The organism is Paenibacillus lignilyticus, from assembly GCF_017942085.1.
Classification (GTDB): domain Bacteria; phylum Bacillota; class Bacilli; order Paenibacillales; family Paenibacillaceae; genus Paenibacillus_Z; species Paenibacillus_Z lignilyticus.
The window spans coordinates 1-433 of sequence record NZ_JAGKSP010000062.1 but is presented as its reverse complement, the minus strand read 5'-3'; the positions used below and the strand labels follow the sequence as shown (position 1 = coordinate 433).

The window sequence follows — 433 nt, the reverse complement described above, 5'->3', positions numbered from 1 at the left end:
AATCACATAAATTGAAGAAGAAGAGAGGAAATAAGATACAACAGTAACAGGAGTTCAGACGTGTGCTCATCAGATCAGCTGGCGGACCCGATGACTGTCGTTCTGGCCCACGCAGATGTCCTAGCGCGCAGTGCCGTCAGGCACGCGGAACTCACAGTCGAGCCCCGCGAGCGGCTGCGGCCGCTGCAAGCGGACGCACGCAAGGTACGACAGGCACGGTCGCAGGCGGAGGCCGTGTACAAGGAGCGGCGTGCCGTCCACCCCTCCGGTACCCCAAGGCCGGTGGGTCCGCTGGAATTGAGAGTGGCGCGCAGGGCGTTCCCGGCGGCCTTCGCCCATGCCCTGCGGCAGGAACTTCGCGCCAGGGGCCTGCCGGACGGCAAACCGCAGGCGCCGGAAAGCGACCTCGCCCGGTGGGCGTGGGAGCAGAAGG

1 protein-coding gene is annotated in these 433 nt (G+C 65.4%); it reads left to right on the top strand.

The window, feature by feature from the left end:
* Positions 1–90: 90 nt before the first annotated feature.
* Positions 91–433, top strand: a 343-nt coding sequence (locus tag I8J30_RS32710; RefSeq protein WP_210664507.1) for a hypothetical protein, incomplete at its 3' end; no start/stop codon positions are given.